Annotated in this window: 10 protein-coding genes; 4 read left to right on the forward strand and 6 right to left on the reverse strand. The window is 58.0% G+C overall.

The window, feature by feature from the left end; all coding sequences use genetic code 11:
• The first annotated feature begins 43 nt into the window (after positions 1-43).
• Complete coding sequence (gene putA, locus Q0753_RS01915; protein WP_298716348.1) at positions 44-3,655, forward strand: bifunctional proline dehydrogenase/L-glutamate gamma-semialdehyde dehydrogenase PutA; 3,612 nt, start codon at positions 44-46, stop codon at positions 3,653-3,655.
• Between the two features lie 193 nt (positions 3,656-3,848).
• Here putA and Q0753_RS01920 read toward each other — a convergent pair whose 3' ends face one another.
• Positions 3,849-4,010, reverse strand: a complete 162-nt coding sequence (locus Q0753_RS01920; protein ID WP_298716609.1) for a DUF2496 domain-containing protein — start codon at positions 4,008-4,010, stop codon at positions 3,849-3,851.
• Positions 4,011-4,299: 289 nt separating this feature from the next.
• Between Q0753_RS01920 and Q0753_RS01925 the strand changes: the two genes are divergently transcribed.
• Together Q0753_RS01925 and Q0753_RS01930 are read left to right on the forward strand one after the other, a co-directional pair.
• Positions 4,300-4,929, forward strand: coding sequence for a TetR/AcrR family transcriptional regulator (locus Q0753_RS01925; RefSeq protein WP_367179486.1), 630 nt, complete (start codon positions 4,300-4,302; stop codon positions 4,927-4,929).
• A gap of 31 nt (positions 4,930-4,960) precedes the next feature.
• Positions 4,961-7,231: an acyl-CoA dehydrogenase gene (locus Q0753_RS01930; RefSeq protein WP_298716355.1), complete on the forward strand. Its 2,271-nt coding sequence runs from the start codon at positions 4,961-4,963 to the stop codon at positions 7,229-7,231.
• A gap of 585 nt (positions 7,232-7,816) precedes the next feature.
• Here the strand turns inward: Q0753_RS01930 and pyk are convergent.
• From pyk to sodB, 4 genes are all read right to left on the reverse strand, one after another.
• A complete protein-coding gene (gene pyk / locus Q0753_RS01935; RefSeq protein ID WP_298716360.1) occupies positions 7,817-9,256 on the reverse strand; it encodes a pyruvate kinase in 1,440 nt (479 codons plus the stop codon).
• Between the two features lie 287 nt (positions 9,257-9,543).
• Positions 9,544-10,395 carry a MurR/RpiR family transcriptional regulator gene (locus Q0753_RS01940; RefSeq protein WP_298716363.1) on the reverse strand — a complete coding sequence of 284 codons (852 nt, stop codon included), beginning with the start codon at positions 10,393-10,395 and terminating at the stop codon, positions 9,544-9,546.
• 754 nt (positions 10,396-11,149) lie between these two features.
• Entirely contained in the window at positions 11,150-12,463 is a 1,314-nt protein-coding gene (rimO, locus tag Q0753_RS01945; protein WP_298716611.1) for a 30S ribosomal protein S12 methylthiotransferase RimO, read from the reverse strand.
• 133 nt (positions 12,464-12,596) lie between these two features.
• Positions 12,597-13,178 carry a superoxide dismutase [Fe] gene (gene sodB, locus Q0753_RS01950; RefSeq protein ID WP_298716366.1) on the reverse strand — a complete coding sequence of 194 codons (582 nt, stop codon included), beginning with the start codon at positions 13,176-13,178 and terminating at the stop codon, positions 12,597-12,599.
• A gap of 358 nt (positions 13,179-13,536) precedes the next feature.
• On the opposite strand from sodB, the gene Q0753_RS01955 reads away from it, so the two are divergent.
• On the forward strand, positions 13,537-13,875 hold the full coding sequence (locus Q0753_RS01955; RefSeq protein WP_071471778.1) for a Grx4 family monothiol glutaredoxin: 339 nt from the start codon (positions 13,537-13,539) through the stop codon (positions 13,873-13,875).
• Positions 13,876-14,482: 607 nt separating this feature from the next.
• On the opposite strand, the gene Q0753_RS01960 is transcribed toward Q0753_RS01955, so the two are convergent.
• A complete protein-coding gene (locus Q0753_RS01960) occupies positions 14,483-14,812 on the reverse strand; it encodes a TusE/DsrC/DsvC family sulfur relay protein (RefSeq protein WP_298716374.1) in 330 nt (109 codons plus the stop codon).

A 14,812-nucleotide genomic window follows, 5' to 3' on the forward strand; every position in this document is an offset into this window, starting at 1 on the left:
GAATGGCGGCAACAAGACTGCATATATCAAGGGAGTAGGTCGGATGAAAGAACAAGCACAATCGATGGCGTCCAGCCGGGAACAGATGCGTAGCCACTATCTGGCCGATGAGGCCACCGTCGTCAAGGCGTTGGCGGCCAGTGCACAGGTATCCCCCGGTGAGCGTGCCAACATCTCCGCACGGGCGATCGCGCTGGTTAAGGATGTGCGTGCCAACGCCACGCCAACCATCATGGAAAAATTTCTTGCCCAGTACGGCCTGACCACCAAGGAAGGCGTGGCCCTGATGTGTATGGCCGAGGCCCTGCTGCGGGTGCCGGACAAGAGCACCATCGACGAGCTTATCGAAGACAAGATTTCATCCGGCAACTGGGCCGAGCACCGTGGCCGCTCCGGCTCCTCGCTGATCAACAGCTCCACCTGGGCACTGCTGGTGACCGGCAAGCTGCTTTCGCCGGTCGACCGCAAGGGATTGGCGAGCACCCTGCGCGGCATGGTCAAGCGTCTCGGCGAGCCCGTGGTGCGCACGGCCGTGGCTCAGGCCATGAAGGAAATGGGGCGCCAGTTCGTTTTGGGCCGCAATATCGAAGAAGCACTCAAGCGTGCGAAAAATTATGAAGCGCGGGGCTATACCTATTCCTACGATATGTTGGGAGAGGCGGCTCGTACCGACGGGGATGCGCTGCGCTATCACCGCGCCTATTCCGATGCCATCAAGTCCCTGGCACCGCACTGTGGTCACCAGGAAATTCGCAACAACCCGGGTATTTCGGTCAAGCTGTCCGCACTGCACGCCCGCTACGAATTCGGCCAGCAAGATCGGGTCATGAACGAGCTGGTGCCCCGGGCGCTGGAGTTGGCCAGACAGGCCAAGGCCGCCAATATGGGCTTCAATATCGATGCGGAAGAAGCCGATCGCCTGGACTTGTCTCTGGATGTGATCGAAGCGGTGCTGTCCGATCCCTCGCTGGCGGGCTGGGACGGCTTTGGTGTCGTGGTGCAGGCCTTCGGCAAGCGGGCGGCGCATGTGCTCGACTGGCTGTATGCACTGTCCGAAAAGCTGGACCGACGCATCATGGTACGCCTGGTCAAAGGCGCCTACTGGGATGCGGAGATCAAGCGCGCCCAGGTGATGGGCCTGACCGATTTTCCGGTCTTCACCCGCAAGGTCAACAGCGATCTGTCCTACATTTCCTGCGCCAGAAAACTGCTGGCGATGACCGATCGTATCTATCCCCAGTTTGCGACCCACAATGCCCACTCGGTATCGGCCATTCTGGAACTGGCTCAGGGTCGCGATTGCTTCGAATTCCAGCGTCTGCACGGCATGGGCGAATCGCTGCATGATGCGGTGCTCACCAAGCAGGGAACCCGCTGTCGTATCTACGCCCCCGTGGGGGCCCACCAGGATCTGCTGGCCTATCTGGTACGCCGCCTGCTGGAAAACGGTGCCAACAGCTCCTTCGTCAACCAGATTGTCGATACCCGCATTCAGCCCGAAGACATCGCTCGCGACCCCTTCGATACCGTCGCGGCCATGGGGGATGCGGTGTCGAGTAAAATCATTGCCCGCCCGGCGGATCTGTATGGTGCCGAGCGCCTCAATGCCAAGGGCTGGGACATCACAGATCCGGTGGAAGTGGCCGAGATCGAAGAGGGCCGTGGCCGCTTCAAGCGCCATCAGTGGACCGGCGGCCCCGTGCTGGCCTGCGCGGTGCAGGGTGGCGAGGTGCAGGAAGTGCGCAACCCGGCCAGGCCGTCCGATCTGGTGGGTCATGTGACCCAGGCCTCGAAGCAAGATATCGAAGGTGCCATTCGCGCAGCACAAACGGGCTTCCAGGCCTGGTCCGCCCTGTCGGTAGAAGAGCGGGCCAGCCGCATTCGCCGGGTGGCCGACTTGTTTGAAGAGCATGTCCACGAGCTGTTCGCCCTGGCGACCCGAGAAGCGGGCAAGAGCCTGCTCGATGGCGTGGCCGAAATTCGCGAAGCCGTCGACTTTGCCCGTTACTATCCGAACGAAGCGGTACGCAACCAGGAGTTCGGTGCCGGACGCGGTGTCATTGCCTGTATTTCACCCTGGAACTTTCCGCTGGCAATCTTCGCCGGTCAGGTACTGGCGGGGCTGGCGGCAGGCAATGCCGTTATCGCCAAGCCGGCGGGTCAGACCGCACTGCTCGCCACCCGGGCCGTCGAGCTGATGCATCAAGCCGGTATTCCCAAGGGCGCCATTCAGCTGCTGCCCGGTGGCGGCAGCACCGTCGGTGCGGCGCTGACCTCGGATCCGCGTATTGCCGGCGTCTGCTTCACCGGCTCTACCGCCACGGCCCAGCACATCAACAAGGTGATGGCCGAGACAATGGCGCCGGATGCCCCCCTGGTGGCCGAAACCGGCGGTCTGAACGCCATGATCGTGGACTCCACCGCCCTGCCGGAGCAGGTGATACGCGATGTACTGGCTTCTTCGTTCCAGAGTGCCGGTCAGCGTTGCTCCGCCCTGCGCATGCTCTATGTGCAGAAGGACATCGCCGATCACCTGCTGGAGATGCTGTTCGGTGCCATGGACGAACTGAGCGTGGGTGATCCCTGGTTGCTGTCTACCGATGTGGGCCCGGTGATCGACGACAATGCCAAGCAGGGTATCGAAGCCCATTGCAAGAAATTTGCCGCCATGGGGCGGGTGCTCAAGCAACTGCCGGTACCGGCAGAGGGGCGTTTCGTGGCACCGACGGTGATCCGGCTGGAAGGCATTCATGAGCTGGAAGAAGAAATCTTCGGGCCGGTACTGCACGTGGCCACCTTCGAGGCGGACGAAATCGAGCAGGTGGTCGATCAGATCAACGCCCAGGGCTTCGGCCTGACCTTCGGCCTGCATACCCGGGTCGACAAGCGGGTTGAGCGCATCGTCAACCGGGTCAAGGTGGGTAACATCTACGTCAACCGCAATCAGATCGGCGCCATCGTCGGCTCTCAGCCCTTTGGTGGCGAGGGGCTGTCGGGCACGGGTCCGAAAGCGGGTGGCCCCCAGTATGTGCGCCGCTTCATGAAAACCGGCGCGGTAGCGACGGTAGACGCCGCCGGGGCAGAAACGGTTACCGCGGATCAGCTGCAGCGGGCGATCACCCGGCTGGATGTGAAGGCCTGGTCCGTGGCCCGGGATCGGGCGGCGCGGCTGCAGCCCGTTTTTGGTACCGTGCCCGCGGCCCTCGATGCCGCACCGGAAGAAATGCCGGGACCGACCGGGGAGCTGAACCGGCTGTCTTGCCGTCCTCGTGGTGTTGTGCTCTGTCTGGGGCCGGATCTGGCCTCGGCCATGAAGCAGGCCGGCATTGCCCTGTCGCAGGGTAACGGCGTGGTCGTGGTAGCGCCGGGCGCACCCGCGGCACTGGCAGGCCTGGCAGGTATTCCCGTACTGGGGCTGGAAGGTCTGTTGCAGCCTGCCGCCCTGAAAACCGTTGGCGGATTCGAGGCGCTGGTCAGTGCGGCTGCCGAGCCGACACTGCGGCAATACCGTGTTGCTCTGGCGAAACGTGACGGTGCCCTGTTGCCGCTGCTGACCAGTCAGGATGCGCCCGAGCGCTTCGTGATCGAGCGCCACCTCTGTGTCGACACCACGGCAGCCGGCGGCAACGCCAGCCTGATAGCGGCATCCGAGTAAGCGTTATCGCGTACCTGGCGACAGCAAACCAATACGGGCCCAGTGCCCGTATTTTTATGCCCGGGTGTCCGGGATCAGGCTGTGCAGCCACTCCCGCCAGATGGCCACCAGCAGCGCCATCGGTACCGGCCCCACAAAGAGGCCGTCGATGCATCTGAGCGTATTTTCAATAGACAGAGCCTGAGTTATCGGCTTATTGGCCCGGCTGATCGGGCCGTGTCAGTTTGCGCTCACAATCGGTTCTGACGATGGCCAGTGCGGCCAGGGCAACAGCCGGATCCACGTCATTGAGCTCCAGTAGTTCAATCAAGTCTACCGCCAGTTGTACTTCTGCCGGGGCATCGGCCAGGGTCATCATGCTGCTCCCTTGTCATGGGTGGGTACTAGGCGCGTATTGTACGCAAAAGAGCGATTGCAAAGAACGGCGTGCAAAAAAATGCCCAGCAAGCGCTGGGCGAAGACTTAGTGCTTAATTGCAGTGGCATTACATTGGAGCAAAGAACGAGCCGAAGGTTCCCGTGATATGCGGTAAAAAAGGAAAAAATTTATCGCCGCGGTTTAGCTTGACAGTCAGCGGCCATGAAACGTAAATTCAAACAGTTGTTTTATTTTTGAGGTGAGTCGTGAGCAAAGCCGCAGGCAAAGTGGGCAAAAAAGATACCAAGCAGAAGATACTCGATGCCGCCGAGGTGTTGTTCGCCGAGCAGGGGTTCAACGATACCTCGCTGCGGCGGATCACCAGCGCGGCCGACGTGAATCTGGCCGCGGTCAATTATCATTTCGGCTCCAAGAAAGACCTGATCAAGGCGGTGATGGATCGCTATCTGGCCATCTTCATGCCCCGGGCCGATGCGGCGCTGCGGCAACTGCTTGTTGATCCCGCCATTACCCTGCACCAGGTATTCGATTGCTTTGTGGCGCCATTGATGGAGCTGACGGTGCTCAAACGGCGCGGACCCGAAATCTTTTTACAGTTGCTGGGCCGTGGCTATATCGATAACCAGGGTTTTTTGCGCTGGTTTATCGTCAATCATTATGGCGAGGTGCTGGAACACTTTACCCGGGCCATTCACAAGGCGGCGCCGGAATTATCGTCGGCCGATGTGTTCTGGCGACTGCACTTCACCCTGGGTACCGTGGTATTCACCATGGCGTCCAGTGAAGCGCTGCGGGACATTGCCAAAGTCGATTTTAATGAAGACATCGATGTGGAAGGGCTGGTGCGCAAGGTGATTCCTTATCTGGCCAGTGGCGTGGGCGCCACACCCTGTTGAGTGACCATATCGGTTAATGAGGAGAGGGAACATGAGTTTACGCAAGAAGTGGATCAGTGAACCGGCCTTTACCACCTTCAAGAAAATTCTGCCGCCGCTGTCGGTGACCGAACGGGAAGCGATGGAGGCCGGCTCCGTCTGGTGGGACGGCGAGCTGTTCGGCGGCAAGCCCGACTGGTCACGGCTGATGGCATATGGCCCCTCGACGCTGACCGATGAAGAGCAATACTTTCTCGACAACCAGGTAGAAACCCTGCTGGCCATGCTGGACGATCATCAGATCGTCAACGATGAACGCGAACTGCCCGAGCCGGTATGGGACTACATTAAAAAAGAAGGTTTCTTCTCGCTGATCATCCCCAAATCCTATGGCGGCCGGGATTTTTCCGCCTTTGCCAACTCCACCATAGTGGCGCGCATCGCCTCGCGCAGCGTCAGCGCCGCGGTCACCGTGATGGTGCCGAACTCGCTGGGCCCCGGCGAGTTGCTGATGCACTACGGCACCGAACAACAGAAAAACCGCTGGTTACCCGATCTGGCCGGGGGGAAAGAAGTGCCCTGTTTCGCCCTGACCGGGCCCGAAGCAGGCTCCGATGCGGGGGCCATTCCCGACAGCGGCGTGGTGTGTGAGGGGGAATACCGGGGCGAGCAGGTGCTGGGCATTCGCCTGAACTGGGACAAACGTTATATTACCCTGGCGCCGCGCGCTTCCGTGCTGGGGCTGGCGTTCAAGCTGTTCGATCCCGACGGGCTGCTGAGCGATGACCCGGCGCCGGGCATTACCTGCGCATTGATCCCGACCAGCCACCCGGGGGTGGAAACCGGTGACCGTCACTTTCCCATGGGGCTGGCGTTTCTGAACGGCACCACCCGTGGCAAGGATGTGTTTATTCCCCTCGACTGGATCATCGGCGGACCGGAATATGCGGGACGGGGCTGGCGCATGCTGGTGGAATGCCTGTCGGCGGGGCGGGGCATTTCCCTGCCGGCATTGGGTACCGCCAGCGGCCATCTGGCGGTACGCAGCACCAGCGCCTACGCCTATGTACGCAAGCAGTTCGGTTTGTCCATCGGCAAATTCGAAGGGGTGCAGGAAGCGCTGGCGCGTATTGGTGGCCTGACCTATCAGTTGGAAGCCACCCGGCGTTTGACCGCCCGGGCACTGGATTTGAACGAAAGCCCGGCCATCGTGACCGCCATCTCCAAATACCATATGACCGAAATGGCGCGCACCGTGATGGATGACGCCATGGATGTACATGCGGGCAAGGCCATTCAGATGGGGCCGAAGAATTATCTGGCGCACAACTACATGGGCATACCGGTGGCGATCACGGTAGAGGGAGCCAACATTCTGACCCGTAATCTGATGATCTTCGGTCAGGGCGCCACCCGTTGTCACCCTTATGTGCTGGCCGAGCTGGAGGCGGCGGCCAACCCGAATGAACAGGAAGGGCTGGAGGCGTTTGACCGGCTGCTGTTCAAACACATCGGCTTTGCCACCGGCAACGTATTCGGTGCGCTCTGGCAAGGGCTGACCGGTGCCCGTTTCAATGGTGCGCCGGTGTCCGGTGAAACCGCTTGCTATTACAAGCAGCTGGCGCGGATGAGCAAGGCGCTGGCGCTGTGTGCCGATATATCGATGCTGCTGCTGGGCGGCGACCTCAAGCGCAAGGAGATGATTTCGGCACGGCTGGGCGATGTGCTGAGTCATCTTTACCTAGGCAGCGCCACCCTCAAGTATTTCGAGGACAATGGCCGACCCGCCGATGAGCTGCCGTTTGTGCATTATGCGCTGACGCGCAACCTGAACCTGATTGGCGAGGCGCTGGACGGTTTCTTCCAGAACTTCCCCAACCGGCCGGTGGCGTTGACCCTGAAGGCGCTGATCTTCCCATTGGGTAACCGCTATAAAAAGCCGCTGGACAAAGATGCCCGGGCCATCGGCAAGGTGCTGATGGTGCCGGGTGGCATACGCGACCGGTTAACGGCGTTGTGCTATGTGCCGGCAGAAGGCAAGCCGGGGCTGAGTGAGGTGGAAGCCGCCTTTCTGGCCATGATTTCGGTGCAGGCAGTCGAGAAAAAACTGCATGCGGCGCAAAAGGCCGGCACCCTGCCGCGCAAGCTGGCGTTCGATGAGTTGTTGCTGCAGGCCAAGGCGCAGGGGATCATCGACGATACCGAGGTGCAGAAGCTGAAGCACGCCGATGAACTGCGCCGCAACGCCATTGCGGTCGACAGCTTCGAACCCGGCGTGTTGAGTCGACAGGCAAGCAGCAGTAAAACATCCGCGGTGGCTTGAGGTGTTAACCGGGATACCGAAGGCCGCTTGTTGTTTGCAGACAGGTGCTGGCTAATACCTATCTGAATAAAGATCTGATCTTTCTCGAGTCCGAACTCAGAGGCAACACAGCCGGCTCCCACGACACGCCATGGGCTAAGGCCATCTGCGTTTGGCGATGGCTGCAAACATTCACTGGATGTTTGGTCCATCACCGAACTTGATGCAGGCAGCAAGCTGCCCCATGGGGGCTCGGAAATGCCCTCCTTGGCATTTCACGGTCGTGGGAGCTCGTCTCTGTTGACTCTTTCTGAGCCCCGAGTTGCCTGCAGACAGTGCCAACAGATGACTCTGCAGCATCAAGGAGGACAAAGGGATCTGCTCAGCCGACCATCCGCACCATGGATGGTGCGGCTGAGCCCCCAAGGATGGGTTCACGGCGAGTCGGTGGAGCGGACCCTTTGTCCTACTTTTGTAAAGCAACCGAATAGATCAGTTATTTAATCAGTTTGGTATAACAGCAAAGCTTGGTCCGTAAATGGCGATAGTCCAAAAACAAAAAAGCCGCCCGAAAGGGCGGCTTTTAACGTCAGTCAAGCGGAAGGCTTATTCGACGGTCAGGATCTTGCAAGTGTTGGTGCTGCCAACCACTTCCATGGTATCACCATGGGTGAGCAGAACCAGGTCACCGCTGTTCACGTAACCGGCGGCTTTCAGGGTTGCCAGGGCGGCACGGCTGATTTCTGTGCTGCTCTGGTTGGCATCGTGCTTGAAGTGAACCGGAGTGACACCGCGGTACAGGTTGCTCCAGGCCAGGGTTGTTTCTTCGCTGGACAGGGAGAAGATCGGCAGACCCGAGCTGATGCGGGACAGCAGCAGCGGTGTGGTGCCGGAGTGAGTCAGTGCCACGATGGCCTTCACGCCCTGCAGGTGGTTGGCCGCATACATGGTAGACATGGCAACGGTTTCTTCCACCGAGGTGAAGGTGAAGTTCATGCGGTGGTTGGACACGTTGACGCTGGGGTGCTTTTCGGCGCCCAGGCAGACTTCGGCCATGGCCTTGACGGTTTCAATCGGGAAGTCACCGGCGGCGGTTTCGGCAGACAGCATCACCGCATCGGTACCATCCAGTACGGCGTTGGCCACGTCCATGACTTCGGCACGGGTCGGCAGCGGCGCCGAGATCATGGACTCCATCATCTGGGTGGCGGTGATCACGACCCGGTTCAGGCGACGAGAGGTACGGATCAGCTTCTTCTGTACGCCCACCAGCTCGGGGTCACCGATTTCAACACCCAGATCGCCCCGGGCTACCATGACCACGTCGGAGGCCAGGATCACGTCTTCCATGGCGGCATCGGTGGCCACGGCTTCGGCACGCTCTACCTTGGCCACCAGCTTGGCATTGCTGCCGGCGGCACGGGCCAGTTCACGCGCAACCTGCATGTCGGCACCGGTACGGGGGAAAGACACGGCCAGGTAGTCGACGCCGATTTTGGCGGCGGTGATGATGTCTTCCTTATCTTTTTCGGTCAGGGCCGGCGCGGAAAGACCGCCGCCTTTCTTGTTGATGCCCTTGTTGTTGGACAGGGGGCCGGCCACGGTGACTTCGGTCAGTACCTTGTTGCCGTCTACGCCTTCAACCCGCAGCTGTACCCGACCATCGTCGAGCAGCAGAATGTCGCCGGTTTTTACGTCTCTCGGCAGGTCTTTATAGTCGATGCCTACCTGTTGCTGGCAGCCTTCACCCTTGGGCAGATCGGCATCCAGCAGGAACTTGTCGCCGATGTTGAGATGAATTTTGCCGTCTTTAAAGGTAGATACGCGAATCTTCGGACCCTGAAGGTCGCCCAGAATAGCCACATGCTTGCCCAGCTTTTTGGCGATTTCCCGCACCTGATTGGCGCGCGCCAAATGGTCTTCTGCGGTGCCGTGGGAAAAGTTCATACGTACCACGTTGGCACCGGCCTTGATAATGCCTTCGAGATTATTGTCGCGATCGGTAGCCGGACCCAGGGTAGTAACTATCTTGGTACGTCTTAACATAAGAGACTCCAATTGAGAGGTAGATCACATAAAAAGGGGGACGTTGCGCTGCGTTTGAAACGGGCAGGGCGCAAGCGATATCAGAACAAAGGATGTCTGCAGCAAAGAGGGTGGCAGCCGGAGAAAACGAGGTGGTGACAACTTCTCTATGGGTGTTGAATGGCTTGCTCACGGTTTGACGCTGCACTCTTGGTTTATTTAATTGTTATCGATAGTAACTGAAGAAAATGGAAAAGTGTAGGCTAGGTCACAAAAATGGCCGGTGTTTTACGGCCATTTGATCAAAATCAAAGATGGGGGTTATCGAAGCGTGAATTTTTGATCCCTTCTTTAACCTTTCTTAAATTCTCGCGGAATTTGCTGCCACGACGCAAAATAAAGCCGGTCGCCAGTACGTCGATCAGTACCATTTGAGCCAAACGTGAGGCCATCGGCAGGTAAACGTCGGTGTCTTCCGGCACTTCCATCGACAACACCATGGTGCATTCTCGTGCCAGGGGCGAGTCTCTGGCGGTCAGACCGATGACGATGGCATCATTCTGGCGGGCCAGCTGGGCGATTTCGACCAGCGCCTTGGTGCGGCCGGTATGAGAAATCAATACCACCACATCGCCTTCTGCGCTGTTGATGCAGCTCATGCGCATCATGACCACGTCGTCGAAACACAGCACCGGTACATTGAAGCGAAAAAACTTGTTCATGGCATCGTGGGCCACGGCCGACGAGGCACCCAGCCCGAAGAACGACAGTTTCTTGGCCTGGGTCAGCAGGTCGACGCAGCGATTGACGGCCTGTGGGTCCAGGGTATTACGGGCGGAGTCCAGACAGGCCATGCTGGATTCGAAAATCTTGGCGGTATAAGACTCGGGGCTGTCGTCTTCTTCTACATGACGGTTTGCATAGGGAGTGCCGTTGGCCAGGCTCTGGGCCAGATGCAGCTTGAAGTCCGGAAAGCCCTTGGTGTCGAGCCGGCGACAAAAGCGATTGACGGTCGGCTCGCTCACATCCGCCAGTTTGGCCAGGGTGGCAATGCTGGAATGGATGGCGGTTTGTGGCGAGGCGAGGATCACTTCTGCCACTTTTCTTTCAGACTTGCTGAAACTCTCGATACTTTTTGTAATTTTTTCTAATGTATTCATCTGGACTACCGGGCTCGATGAAACGGGCCAGGACTGACCCTGGACGGCGTAAAAACAGGATCTACTATACAGGACAATCGATTGGCTGAAGAGTCTCACTCGACCAAAGTATGACTGCAGCCGAGAAAAAGCCTTTTTGGTTGAAAGCCGCAGCAACAGAAATGTTGCTGAGTAACAAATGAGGTGAATTAATACCAATAACATTAAACAAATGATCTATTTCATTTCTGTATAAACGTCGGACAAAGGGTCTGCCCCACCGACCCGCTGCTAGCACATCCATGTGACGCTCAGCACATGACATCCTTGTCATGTGACGGTCGCTGGAGCAGATCCCTTTGCCCTCCTTGATGCAGCTGAATCGTCTGTTGGCGCCGTCTGCGGGCAACTCGGTGTTCCAGAAGAGGCAACAGAGAACGGCTCCCACGACCGTGAAATGCCATGGCCGAAAAATGCTCCTGCTGTTCCGGCATTCCCGCCGTCCCTGGCGGTCAGACGGCATTTCCGAGCCCCCATGGGGCAGCTTGCTGCCTGCATCAAGTTCGGTGATGGACCAAACATCCAGTGAATGTTTGCAGCCGCAGATGGCCTTAGCCCATGGCGTGTCGAGGGCGGCGGCTGTGTTGCCTCTGGTCTGGGGCCTCAATATGACCAGATCATTACTGGGATTGGTATTAGCTACCAGCTTATGGATACAAAAAAGCGGACACAAAAAAGCCCCGTTGCCGGGGCTTTTGCAGAAGGTGGGCGGCTATCAGGCCAGTTCACCCCAGAGATCGTACTCGTCTGAATGGGTGATGGTCACGGGTACCATCTGGCCGGGAGTGAGGTCGGTTTCACCGTTCAGGTAGACAACGCCGTCGATTTCGGGAGCATCGGCGCTGGAACGACCGATGGCGCCTTCTTCGTCTACCTCGTCGATCAGCACCTGCATCACCTTGCCGACTTTCTGGGCCAGCTTGCGAGTGGAGATTGCCTGCTGCAGCGACATGAAACGCTCAAACCGCTCCTGCTTGACCTCTTCCGGCACCGGATCGGCCAGCTCGTTGGCGCGAGCGCCTTCCACCGGGCTGTAGGTGAAGCAACCGACCCGATCCAGCTCGGCCTGCTCGATGAAGTCGAGCAGCATCTGGAAGTCTTCTTCGGTTTCACCGGGAAAGCCGACGATGAAGGTAGAGCGAATGGTGATCTCCGGGCAGACTTCACGCCAGCTGCGAATACGTTCCAGGGTGCGATCCACGGCACCGGGGCGCTTCATCAGCTTGAGGATGCGGGGGCTGGCATGCTGCAGCGGAATATCCAGATAAGGCAGTATCTTGCCGTCACGCATCAGCGGGATCAGGTTATCCACACTCGGGTAGGGGTAGACATAATGCAACCGCACCCAGACGCCCATCTTGCCCAGTTCTTCGCACAGGGCCTGAATCTGGGTCTTGACCGGCATGCCGTCGGCGAAACCGGTCTTGTGCTTCACATCCACGCCGTAGGCGGAGGTGTCCTGGGAGATAACCAGCAGCTCTTTCACGCCGGCATTTACCAGGCGGCGAGCTTCGCTCAGCACATCACCGATGGGACGGCTGTCCAGATCGCCGCGCATCGAGGGGATGATGCAGAAGGTGCACTTGTGGTTGCAGCCTTCGGAAATCTTGAGATAAGCGAAATGCTTGGGTGTCAGTTTAACGCCCTGCTCGGGTACCAGGTTGACGAAGGGGTTGTATTGCGGGCGCGGTACATAACGATGCACGTGCTCCAGTACCTGCTCGTAGGAATGGGGGCCGGTAATTTCCAGTACCTTGGGGTGCACTTCACGGATTTGATCTTCCTTGGCACCCAGACAACCGGTGACGATCACCTTGCCGTTTTCGCTCAGGGCTTCGCCTACCGCTTCCAGCGATTCCTGCACGGCGCTGTCGATAAAGCCACAGGTATTGACGATCACCAGATCGGCATCATCGTAGGAAGGCACCACATCATAACCTTCGATACGCAGCTGGGTCAGAATTCGCTCGGAATCGACCAGGTTTTTAGGGCAACCGAGAGACACAAAGCCGATACGGGGAACAGTCATACTCACTGGGCTTAACTCACTTTAAAGAGACAAAAATAAAAGAGGGCGCATTTTACACCCAAACAGGCTGTATAAAAAAGATTCAGTAACAAAAACACCCCGGCAAGCCGGGGTGTTTTTAGCTAACCAGGACTTACTTGGCGAAGTTTTCTGCCACGAATTCCCAGTTGACCAGAGACCAGAAGGCCTTCACATAGTCGGGACGCACGTTGCGATAGTCGATGTAGTAGGCGTGTTCCCACACATCACAAGTCAGCAGCGGGGTCGTAGCGTCGGTCAGCGGGCAACCGGCATTGGACGTGTTGGCGATGGCCACGGAGCCGTCGGCCTTTTTCACCAGCCAGGTCCAGCCGGAGCCGAAGTTGGTCACACAGGATTTGGTGAACGCTTCCTTGAAGGCATCGAAAGAGCCGAAGGCGGCATTGATGGCATCGGCCAGGGCGCCGGTAGGTTCGCCGCCACCGTTGGGAGCCAGACAGTTCCAGTAGAAGGTGTGGTTCCAGATCTGGGCGGCGTTGTTGAAGATGCCACCGGTAGAAGTGGTGATGATCTCTTCCAGAGACTTGCCTTCGAACTCGGTGCCGGGAACCAGGTTGTTCAGGTTGACCACGTAGGAGTTGTGGTGCTTGCCGTGGTGATATTCCAGGGTTTCCTGAGAGATATGCGGTTCCAGCGCGTTTTTGGCGTAGGGCAGAGCGGGAAGTTCAAATGCCATTATTATATTCTCCATTTTGATGGTGCCAGCCTGAGGCTGGTCTCGACATTGCTGACTTGCTTTCTTTCCATGGCGGGGCGGCCGACATTTCATAGCCGCAAACCGCTAAATTGCTGAAAGGATTGTAGCAGTTTGCCGGACGGCGAAACAACAATAGCTTTTGTAGGGGTACACAGGGGCGTGAAGACGCTGAAAAACGGCGACTTTTAACCGGAACATCGAGGGCAGGGGCCTGATCCGGGTTAATATATTGCCAATACCAATTTATGGTGTCCCGCTCTTGTGACGAGGAAGGGATAAAGTAGAATGGGGCCTTTAACAAATCCCGTTTTCTAACCGTCGTCTGCCGAGGTGCCCCATGGACACAATTGAAAAAATCAAAACCCAAATCAGTGAAAACCCAATTCTGCTCTACATGAAAGGGTCACCCAAGTTTCCCAGCTGTGGTTTTTCTGCCCAGGCCTCTCAGGCATTGATGAATTGTGGCGAACCCTTCGCCTACGTGGATATTCTGCAGAACCCGGAAATTCGTGCCGAACTGCCGAAGTACGCCAACTGGCCGACCTTTCCCCAGCTGTGGGTTGACGGTGAGCTGGTCGGCGGTTGCGACATCATCATGGAAATGTTCCAGCAGGGCGAACTGCAGCCGCTGATCAAGGAAACGGCTGCCAAGTATCCCAAGTCCGAGCAAGAATAAGCTCGAAGGACAGCGGTAAGCTTTCAAGTGATAAGAAAAAGCCCGAATTGATTCGGGCTTTTTTGTGCCTGGCACCGGCTGAAGCGGCTGCTGTAATCTGGCCTCACGCCTCATACCAATCCCAGTAATGATCTGGTTATATCAAGGCCTCAGATCAGAGGCAACACAGCCGCCTCCCACGACACGCCACTGATAAATGACACTCACAGTTGCAGCCTACTGCGAACATCCACTGGATGTTCGGTCAGGCTGCAACCGTTCGTCACGGCGAGACAAGCTCGCCCCCTGAGGGCTCAGGAAATGCCGTCTGACCGCCAGGGACGGCGGGAATGCCGGAACAGCAGGAGCATTTTTCGGCCATGGCATTTCATGGTCGTGGCAGTCGATCTCTGTTGCCTCTTCTCGAGCACCGAGTTGCCTGTAAACAACGCCAACAGGCAACTCCTTGGTATCAGAGAGGATAAAGGGATCTGCTCCGCCGACCCTCCGCGCCAAGGATGGCGCGGCGGAGCCTACATGGATGTACTTGCAGCGTGTCGGCGGAGCGGGGCCTTTGTCCGATCTTTGCAGAGCAACCAAATAGATCAGTTATTTAATCCCTTTGGTATTAGATGCATTTCACCGGTTTGGGCAGGCCGGCGAGCTTGGTCGCCTGCTTGGCCGGGCCCTTGGGGAACAACCGGTACAGGTAGCGACTGTTGCCTTTTTCTTCGCCCAGCTCTTTGGCCATGGCCTTGACCAGGGCGCGCATGGCCGGTGAGGTGTTGTACTTGAGATAAAAGTCGCGCACAAACTGGATCACTTCCCGGTGCTCGGGGGTCAGCGTGATGCCTTCCTGCCCGGCCAGAATAGTCACCATCTCCGGCTGCCAGTCCTGATGCTGTTTAAGATAGCCCTGAGCATCGGTATCTATGGTGCGGCCTTCAAACTCGAACAT

Source organism: uncultured Oceanisphaera sp. (assembly GCF_947495715.1).
GTDB lineage: Bacteria > Pseudomonadota > Gammaproteobacteria > Enterobacterales > Aeromonadaceae > Oceanimonas > Oceanimonas sediminis.

Excerpts from the sequence above, each read along its gene's own strand:
- putA (WP_298716348.1), top strand. The coding sequence starts at position 44 with ATGAAAGAACAAGCACAATCGATGGCGTCCAGCCGGGAACAGATGCGT.
- Q0753_RS01920 (WP_298716609.1), bottom strand. The coding sequence starts at position 4,010 with ATGACCCTGGCCGATGCCCCGGCAGAAGTACAACTGGCGGTAGACTTG.
- Q0753_RS01930 (WP_298716355.1), top strand. The coding sequence starts at position 4,961 with ATGAGTTTACGCAAGAAGTGGATCAGTGAACCGGCCTTTACCACCTTC.
- pyk (WP_298716360.1), bottom strand. The coding sequence starts at position 9,256 with ATGTTAAGACGTACCAAGATAGTTACTACCCTGGGTCCGGCTACCGAT.
- Q0753_RS01940 (WP_298716363.1), bottom strand. The coding sequence starts at position 10,395 with ATGAATACATTAGAAAAAATTACAAAAAGTATCGAGAGTTTCAGCAAG.
- rimO (WP_298716611.1), bottom strand. The coding sequence starts at position 12,463 with ATGACTGTTCCCCGTATCGGCTTTGTGTCTCTCGGTTGCCCTAAAAAC.
- sodB (WP_298716366.1), bottom strand. The coding sequence starts at position 13,178 with ATGGCATTTGAACTTCCCGCTCTGCCCTACGCCAAAAACGCGCTGGAA.
- Q0753_RS01955 (WP_071471778.1), top strand. The coding sequence starts at position 13,537 with ATGGACACAATTGAAAAAATCAAAACCCAAATCAGTGAAAACCCAATT.
- Q0753_RS01960 (WP_298716374.1), bottom strand. The coding sequence starts at position 14,812 with ATGTTCGAGTTTGAAGGCCGCACCATAGATACCGATGCTCAGGGCTAT.